Here is an 8737-nt window from a genome sequence, read left to right on the forward strand (position 1 = left end):
TTTGGTCTCTAGGGCTATATTTAGTTTATTGATTCTTCTGTGCTGCCGCACTTGAGCATCTGCTCGCCAAAATAGGGGTTTCGAATCTCCTGATTGGAGCTCAGCCAGTAAGCACCCTGGTTATTGTTGGCCATTGGGCAGTGCTGGTAGTAGAGCTTCTGATCGGTGGCACCAAAAGCTTTTGTAAGAGAGAACGTTGCCTCTGACAATAGTTCCAAACCTTCACGCTGTGCACCTATATCATTTGCCGCTGCGATTCTGGAGGCACTCTGCTTTACCTCTCCCAGTTTCTCCTGCGCAAATTCTTTCTGGTCGCCTTCCAGCGCAGCAAGGTCTATTTTTTCGGCTGCTGCTAGTACAGCTTCAGCCTCAGCCTTCGCTGTTTTCGCGCTGGAAGCAACCAGCGCATCTTTCAGCCTCAGGTAACTGTCTACCAAAGCTGCTACCTGGGCTTTCACAGGCTCCGCTACCGAGGTATAATCGGGTGTCTCTACCACTACCTTGGCAGCCATCTCACTGTGATTCATGCCGCTGTGGTCCATTTCTTCATGTTGGTCCTGAGCTGTGCCGGAAGCTTCCTGCTGTTTCTCAGCACAGGCCGTGAAGGAAAAGGTAACCAGTACGGCTCCGGCGAATGTCATTTTTCTAATTGGTGATAGCTTCATTTTAAAAGTAATTTAAGGTTAATAATTCATTTGGTTTACTGTTTCAAAGGCAACTAAAGCGCCTACGATAAGATAGATCGCCCACCTGAGCCACTTCTTATAAGGTTGTTTGTCCGGTTCCTCCGGCTCTGTCCTGCAGCAGTCTTTCATTGGTGTCAGTGGTTATGGCCTGCCATCGGGTCGCCTCCCTTCTTGAGCACAAACTCACTGTAGAGCAGGTAAGCTCCCGAGGTCACCACTTTGTCGTTTTCCCTGATCCCTGTAAGTATGGCTACGTTGTTAAAGCCTTCCTCCCCGAGCGTTACCATGCGTGCCTGAAAGGTCCCTTTTCCTGTCTGCACCCACACATGGCTGCCACTTTTATCACGGATAACGGCATCGGTGGGAACAGTCAGGATGGAATCTGTCTTACCCGAAAGTGTCACATTCGCCTGCATGCCCGGCAGGAACCGGCCCTCTGCATTTGGCAGCTCGGCACGCAGCACCGCCACCTGGCTTCCGGCCCTGAGCTCAGGGCTCAAGAACGTGACCTTGGCGGAAACAGGATCCTGGGAAAAGCCTTGTACCGACACTTGGACAGGGTCCCCTACCTGCACTTGGGCCACTTCCTGCGGATAGAGTTCGGCCTCCACCCAGATACCGCCCAGCTTACCCAACCTGTACAGAACGCTGCCTTCGGCTACATACTGTCCCTCGGCGGCGGCTACCTCCGTTATCACGCCTGAGCTTGGGGCCACGAAGGTCACGCGTGCATCCAGTTGCTGGGTACTGGCTAAGTTTCGGACCTGTGCCTCCGTCTGGCCATAGAGCAGGAGCTTCTTTTTGGCCGCTTCCAGGAAAGAGGCAAAGCGCGGATTCTCTTTTCCGAGCTCCTGATTTTGCTTCAGGGCCAGCAGGTACTCACGTTGCAGTGTCAGGATCTCCTCTGAATACAGCTCGTACAGCGGCTGACCTTTTCTGATGCTTTGCCCGGTCTCCTTGATGTAGAGCCGTTCGATACGGCCCGCGGCACGACTGCTGACGACATCTGTCTGTGTCTCGTCTAGCACGAGTTGCCCCGTTAAGATGGTGCTGCTGCCCACGTCGCCGTACTTCACGCGTTTCACCGCAATATTACCCAGCGCAATCTGGCTGTCGCTCAGCATCAGTTCCCCTTCATTCTTTCCAGACTGCGACACCGGCACCAGGTCCATGCCACAAATGGGGCAGGTGCCCGGCTCATTCTGCACGATCTGCGGGTGCATCGGACAGGTGTAAGTGATAGCCTCACCGTCAGCATGTGCCGCTTCCTCGTGACTGCAGGCTCCCAAAGTAATCACCAGGAAAGCCAGCAAGTAAAGGATATAGCTTCTTGTTTTTTTCATGGTGTATTTCTATTTATGTACTTTAATAAAACTTTCACTGTCCACCAGGAACTGCGCGTTGGCGGCAACAACATTCCCCTCCTGCAGCCCCTCCACTACCTGCACCTCTTTTCCTTCCGTGGTGCCGACGGTAACCGCCACAGGCTCGAACACGCCCTTTACTTTTCTGAAGGCCACAGACCTGGTGCCGATGTCCAGTACTGCGGTTTTAGGTACCCACAGGGCGGGAGGGGTGGTGTAGCTGGCACGGGCTGTTACCAACTGCCCCACCATCGCTAACTTCTGTTGCCCTGGCAGGTAAACCCGCACCTTGGCAAAGCTCTCGCCTTCCTCGTAGAAGGGCTGAAAGAAGTCCACCTTTGCCTCCAGGCGTTCATCTGGCAACTGTGGAAAAGTAATCTGCACTGGGGCTCCTTTTGCCAGCGCGCTCACCTCACCTGCAGGAACGTTGAACTCTGCCCACAATTGGTTAGGGTTGGCTACCCGCAGGAGCGGCTGCCCAGTGCTCACATACATGCCTTCTCTTAATTGGACGCCTTCAGTACCTGTAGTTGGCGTAGGAGAAGAACCAGCTGTTGCACCTGCACCACTGCCGCCCCCCATACTTCCCATGCCACCGCCTGTACTCGCCGCGGCTACACCCGCCAAGCTTGGTGTAGCTGTCGGGGCCGCTGTGTTCAGCCCGATTACGTAGCCATCATAAGGGCTGTAGAGAGCAAAAGTGTAACTCTCCTCTCCGGTACGGATGAGACGGTTAATCTGCGCATCGGTGGCACCCAGCAGGCGCAGCTTCTGCTTTGAACCTTCAATCAGTTGCTTGTCCTCCGGAGCCGACTCTACCAGGTACAGCAGTTCCTTCTGAGCCGTAATCAGCTCCGGACTGTAAATCTCCATTAGTTTCTGTCCTTTGCGAATGGGCTGAAAATTATACTTTACAAACAACTTTTCGATACGGCCGCCCACGCGGGCGGGAACGGTATACACCCGACGGGGATCATAGGTGATGATCCCCGCCATTTCCACAGTAGCCTGCACTGTTTTCTCCTGTGCTTTTGTAGTGGCCACCGAGGATACAACGGTAGTGTTTGTGGGCCTTAGCAGAAACGCCAGCTCCTCCGTTATTTCAACCTCTGTACCATGCCCTGACTTCGGTACCAGGTCCATGCCACAGATGGGGCAGGTGCCCGGCTCGTTCTGCACGATCTGCGGGTGCATCGGACAGGTATATTCTGTATCCCCTGCAGTATGCTCCGCCTCATCGTGACTGCAAGCCCCTAAGGTGAAAAGCATCAGGAGAGCCAACAGGCACAGGATGTTATTTCTCAATTTCTTTCTCATAATTTACAACCATTAAGTACAGTTCCTGCAGCCGGTTAAGGTATTCCATCTGCGCCATATTCAGCGCCTCCCAAGCATCGATCACCTCGGGTAGCTGCGCGCTGTTCTGCTCATAGGCCAGCATGGTCACATCGTAGTTTTTTTTCAGGGCGGGAATAATCTTGCTCCTATAACTTTCCGTCTGCTCCCGCATTGTATTCAGTTCCAGGGCCATATTTCGCACCATCCCCTGCGCCTCGTTTATGATAGATTCCCGCTCCCGCTGCATAGCCTCAATCTCCAGGTTCATTGCCTTCGTATTGGCTTTGTACATTTTAGAGGACCACGGCGCAATGGGAATGGACACCATGCCCATGGCTGTGAACTGCTGCGGCATCATGTTGTCGCGCGGGTACATGTGCTCAAAGCGAACACGGAAATCCGGCTTACGCTCCAGCTGCTCCAGTTCTACATTAAGCCGCATGGATTGAATGGTCCTGTCCAGCTGCCGCAGGTCGCTGCGGGCCGTTACCAGGCTGGTCGTATCCACAGCCAGCAGGGCAGGCTCGGGCATTAACACGGCAGTGTCAATGCGAAAACGCTGCTCTTTTGGTTGGTTCATCAGGATGTTGAGCTGCACGTTCTGCTGCTCAATCTGGCTGGCTGTCATCAGTTGCATATTTTCCACCTCGTGCAGCCTTGCCTCTGCTTTATAGATACTGCCCAGGCTTCCCTGGCTGTAGGGATAACGAACACGGGCTAGCTTGAGCATGTACTCCATGATACGCTTGCTGTCCTGCAGCACGTCCATCTTTCTTTCCAGCACTACCCAGCTGTAGTAGGCGGCTTTTGCCTGCGCGCGCAGCTGGTTAAACGTTACGTCCCTGCCGGCGTTCTCGATGGCCGCCCTGGATCTCATATAACTTTCTTTGGCGCGCTGCTTGGCAGGGTTCGGTATATCCTGCTCTGCCGACAGCATCAGCATGCCTTTGTCACGTCCTTCCATCACCTCTGTGCCCGGGTAAGGGTACATGAAAACGCCTCCTCCTACCATGGGTGCCATCCAGCTTTTAGCACCTTCGGCATAGGCATCCATGGCCCTGGCGCGGTAATTATATTCCTGCAGCATGGGGTTGGTACTGCTTATTCTTTGCAGTACGCTGTCAAGGTTCATGGTCTGTTGCTGGGCCAGTGCCGAAGCACTGGCCAGCAGCATCACAAACAACCAACTTAAATTCTTGTATTTCTTAATGCTTAACATCGTAGATTTCCAGTTTGCCGTGTTTCTTTAACTCATGTTCTTTCGTCATCTCAAAAACCACCGGCGTTACCAGCAGGATATGGATGGAAGAGGTGAACACTCCTCCGATCAGCGGGAGCACAATGGGCAGCATGATGTCCGAGCCCACACCCGTGGCCCAAAGCACAGGAACGAGGCCGAACAAGGATACTGACACCGTCATGATCTTCGGGCGAAGGCGTTTGGCGGCTCCCATGAATACATAATCCCGAATGTCCTGTTTGGTAATGGTGTCGGAAGAGTTGCCTTTGGTGGCCACCAGCTGTTGCATCGCCTCGTTGAGATACACGATCATCAGCATGCTAGTCTCCATTGCCAGGCCAAACAGGGCGATAAAGCCCACAGCTACGGCCACCGACAGGTTCACGCCGTAGAAGTATACGATGTACACGCCTCCAATCAGGGCAAAAGGGATGGTGCCCAGATTGATGAGAGCCTCCTTCATGGAATTAAAAGAGAAGTAGAGAATTACCAGAATAATGACCAGCACCAGCGGAATGATGATCTTTAGGGTATTGTTGGCACGCACCTGGTTCTCCCACTGTCCGCTCCACTCCAAATAGTAGCCCTCTGGTATGCCCGTTACCTCATTGTTTATTTTTTCGATGGCCTCCTCTACAGTACTTCCCAGGTCACGGTCGCGCACATTAAAGAGCACGGCCCCACGCAGCTGCGCATTCTCCGAATTGATCATCGGAGGTCCGTCTGTAAAGCGAATGTTTGCCACCGAAGACAAAGGAATGGTGCCGGCTGAAGAGGTTTGTATCGGGATGCGCTTGATGCGCTCCACACTGTTACGATACTCCTGCGCCAGGCGGACATTAATGGCGAAACGCTCGCGGCCCTCAATTGTGTTGCCGATAGGCGTGCCTCCCAGGGCTGACTCTACGATCATGTTTACATCGTCCACCGTCAGTCCATAACGGCCTAAGGCATCCCGGTTAATATCAATCTCAAGGTATTTACCACCTGTGATTGGCTCCACGTAGAGGTCTTTCACACCCGGCACCCCATTCAACGCCGTTCTCACCCGCTCGGATACTGCTGCAATAGAGTCCAGGTTTTGGCCGTACACTTTCACGCCTACGTCCGTGCGGATACCCGTGGCCAGCATGTTGATGCGATTGATGATAGGCTGGGTCCAGCCGTTTACCACGCCCGGTATCTGCAGCTTGGCATCCAGTTCCTGGATGATGTCCTGCTTGGTGATACCCTCGCGCCATTCCGACTCCGGCTTTAGCATAATGATTGTTTCGATCATGCTGATCGGCGAGTTATCAGTGGCGGTGGTGGCACGCCCAGCCTTGCCCAGCACACTTTCCACCTCGGGCACCGATTTGATGATCTTATCCTGTACCTGCAGGATGCGCTTGGCCTCTGCATTGGAAATATCCGGCAGCGTGACAGGCATGAAAAGAATGGAGCCCTCATCCAGCGGCGGCATGAACTCTGTACCCAGGCTCAGCAGCATGGGTATAGAGACAGCCAAGGCCAGAATGTTGACGCCTAGTGTCGTTTTACGCCACTTCAGGCACCACTTCAATATGGGGCCATAGACCTTCTCCAGTCCTCTGTTGATCGGATTAGCGCTCTCCTCCTTAAACTTTCCCTTAAGGAAAAAAGAGATGAGGACGGGCGTAAGTGTGATGGCCACCACGGCATCTACTATCAATATAAAGGTTTTTGTCCAGGCCAGCGGTCCGAAGAGCTTGCCTTCCTGCCCGGTAAGCAGGAAAACAGGCAGGAAAGAAGTGATGATAATCACAGTGCTCCAGAACACGCTGGGGCCTACCTGCCTACTGGACTTTTCTATTATCTTGATTCTACCTTCTTCTGTCAATTTCATCTTTATTCATTTAATGAATTTACTCTTCCTCTATCCACTGTTTGCCTTTCTGTGCATCGGCCAGGTGCCGGTAGGCGTTCTCCACCATCACGATGGCATCATCCACAATCACACCGATGGACAGGGCAATGCCAGTTAGCGACATGATGTTGGAGGAGATTCCGAAGGCGTTGAGCAGGATAAAGCCAATGGCAACGGACAGCGGCAACTGAATCATGATGACTAGGGCGCTGCGCCAGTGAAAGAGGAAAAGAAGCACTACTACGGAGGCCACAATCATCTCCTCAATCAAGGTGTTTCTAACAGAGTCTACACTTTCGTTGATGAGCCCACTACGGTCGTAGACGATGCTGAACTTCACACCTTCGGGTAACCCCTTGGCTACCTCCTCCATCTTCACCTTCACGTTTTCAATGACCTCGGCAGCGTTCTCGCCGTAGCGCATCACCACAATGCCACCGACCGCCTCACCTGTTCCGTTCACATCGAATATACCCAGGCGGCTCTCGCCTGTCATCTGCACGGTGGCCACATCCTTCACCCGAACGGGTATGGTGTTGTTGGTAGCAACTGGAATGTTCTCTATCTCTTCAGCAGATTCTAGATATCCGGTTGTTTTAATGATGTAGCCAATATCGGAGAGTTCGAACTTGCGGCCACCCGCCTCGTTGTTGTTGGCCCGCACTGCCTGAATCACCTGCGGGACGGAGAGTTTGTAATAAGTAAGTTTGTTGGGGTCAAGCGTGAGCTGGTACTGCTTTTGAAAACCTCCGAATGAGGCCACCTCACTCACGCCATTCACATTCTGCAGCGCGAACTTCACATACCAGTCCTGCACAGCGCGCTGCTCACCTAAGTCCATGCCGGGGGCATCCAGCGTGTACCAGAGGATGTGGCCGACACCCGTGCCGTCAGGGCCGAGGGTAGGCGTTGCATCTTCAGGCAGCATGTTGCCGACAGAGTTTAGGCGCTCCAGTACCCGCGTGCGTGCCCAGTACACGTCCGTCTCATCCTCAAAGATGATGTAGATAAAGCTCATGCCGAACATGGAGGTGCCACGTACATACTTCACCTCGGGCAGGCCCTGCAGGTTGGTGACGAGGGGGTAGGTGATCTGGTCTTCCACGAGCTGCGGGCTTCGGCCCATCCACTCGGTAAAGACGATGACCTGGTTTTCAGACAAATCAGGAATGGCATCCACCTTATTTGTCTGCACGGAATAAACGCCCCAGCCAAACAATGCCGCCGCTATGAGCAGCACCATCACACGGTTGCGGAGCGAAAAGGAGATTAACTTCTCGATCATGGGAATAAATGAATAACCTTAGGGAATAACTGTCAGCCATGGGAATGGCTAATACGGAAACAGTGCCGGATAAAAAGGCGGCATACGGCCAACGCAGTGTAACAGGTTCATACACCTGCAACACATTTAAAGCGGCACCTGACAGCCAGTAAGGTTATATAAGAAAGGACTGCACCAGAACAGGTATGTCCCGTGCAATAGGAGGGGAAGTGTAAAGCGCATAAGCAGGCTTGAGTCCTTCCTGCACTGCAAAAAGCTGCAGTATTACCACTTTCACAGCGGCAATGAATTTAACATCCAGTGTTTTGCTGAGTGCAAGCGCCTTTGTGTCAGTGGCTACATCCAGGCGCTCAACTACCAGTTTGTGATCTTCACAGCAACTGCCTTGAGGAGATTTTTCTTTCCCTGGAGCATGGCAGGGAGGCAGTGCCTCTTTCTTCTGCTCCATCGAACACTCACTTGCCTCTCCATAAAAGCTCACATCGCTTATTTCCCCGGCACAAGCATGCACCCCCACTGAGACGCCTGTCGAGGAGACAAACACCAGCAGCGTAAGGGTTAGCAATATGATCCGGCGGAAAAGTTTCACGTCTTGAGATATTTACGAATACAAAGGTACAACGGGAGAAGCAAGGTCTATTACATAATTAATGAAAACTTTTATATATTTTTTGTGCAGGTCTACTAGTAGGACAATTCTGCTGCACGCAAAGCCTGGTATTCCATAAGCCTGAAAGGAGGTGTCAGCCTGCCTTGAACATTAGCAAACGATTTGCAGTCCTGTTTTGTTAAGACAATAAGACAAAAGACGTTGTCATAGTTCATGTAAGGCCGTTATGGCATAAAGGAAAGTTGTTTTTGATATCTAATTTCATTAGTGTCCAAACGTTGCTTTTTAAAATCGCCTTAAGTTGCTGTATTTAAGATAGTTAAATACTG

General features: G+C 52.4%; 7 protein-coding genes. All 7 read right to left on the minus strand.

What is annotated here, in order from left to right; all coding sequences use genetic code 11:
- Positions 1–20: 20 nt before the first annotated feature.
- Positions 21–641, minus strand: a complete 621-nt coding sequence (locus tag FVR03_RS11810; RefSeq protein WP_147921956.1) for a DUF3347 domain-containing protein — start codon at positions 639–641, stop codon at positions 21–23.
- Positions 642–820: 179 nt separating this feature from the next.
- Positions 821–2029 carry an efflux RND transporter periplasmic adaptor subunit gene (locus FVR03_RS11815; RefSeq protein ID WP_147921957.1) on the minus strand — a complete coding sequence of 403 codons (1209 nt, stop codon included), beginning with the start codon at positions 2027–2029 and terminating at the stop codon, positions 821–823.
- Between the two features lie 9 nt (positions 2030–2038).
- Positions 2039–3367: a heavy metal-binding domain-containing protein gene (locus tag FVR03_RS11820; protein WP_147921958.1), complete on the minus strand. Its 1329-nt coding sequence runs from the start codon at positions 3365–3367 to the stop codon at positions 2039–2041.
- Positions 3345–4607, minus strand: a complete 1263-nt coding sequence (locus FVR03_RS11825) for a TolC family protein (RefSeq protein WP_147921959.1) — start codon at positions 4605–4607, stop codon at positions 3345–3347. The genes FVR03_RS11820 and FVR03_RS11825 overlap by 23 nt, the downstream gene beginning before the upstream one ends.
- Positions 4594–6492 (minus strand): efflux RND transporter permease subunit, encoded by a 1899-nt coding sequence (locus tag FVR03_RS11830; RefSeq protein WP_147921960.1) that lies wholly within the window; start codon positions 6490–6492, stop codon positions 4594–4596. The genes FVR03_RS11825 and FVR03_RS11830 overlap by 14 nt, the downstream gene beginning before the upstream one ends.
- 19 nt (positions 6493–6511) lie before the next feature.
- Positions 6512–7798 (minus strand): efflux RND transporter permease subunit, encoded by a 1287-nt coding sequence (locus tag FVR03_RS11835; protein ID WP_147921961.1) that lies wholly within the window; start codon positions 7796–7798, stop codon positions 6512–6514.
- Between the two features lie 154 nt (positions 7799–7952).
- A complete protein-coding gene (locus tag FVR03_RS11840) occupies positions 7953–8387 on the minus strand; it encodes an HYC_CC_PP family protein (RefSeq protein ID WP_147921962.1) in 435 nt (144 codons plus the stop codon).
- Between the last annotated feature and the right edge of the window lie 350 nt (positions 8388–8737).

The organism is Pontibacter qinzhouensis (assembly GCF_008017455.1).
Taxonomy (GTDB): Bacteria; Bacteroidota; Bacteroidia; order Cytophagales; family Hymenobacteraceae; genus Pontibacter; species Pontibacter qinzhouensis.

Coding starts and splice junctions, on each gene's coding strand:
- FVR03_RS11810 (WP_147921956.1), bottom strand. CDS start 641: ATGACATTCGCCGGAGCCGTACTGGTTACCTTTTCCTTCACGGCCTGT.
- FVR03_RS11815 (WP_147921957.1), bottom strand. CDS start 2,029: ATGAAAAAAACAAGAAGCTATATCCTTTACTTGCTGGCTTTCCTGGTG.
- FVR03_RS11820 (WP_147921958.1), bottom strand. CDS start 3,367: ATGAGAAAGAAATTGAGAAATAACATCCTGTGCCTGTTGGCTCTCCTG.
- FVR03_RS11825 (WP_147921959.1), bottom strand. CDS start 4,607: ATGTTAAGCATTAAGAAATACAAGAATTTAAGTTGGTTGTTTGTGATG.
- FVR03_RS11830 (WP_147921960.1), bottom strand. CDS start 6,492: ATGAAATTGACAGAAGAAGGTAGAATCAAGATAATAGAAAAGTCCAGT.
- FVR03_RS11835 (WP_147921961.1), bottom strand. CDS start 7,798: ATGATCGAGAAGTTAATCTCCTTTTCGCTCCGCAACCGTGTGATGGTG.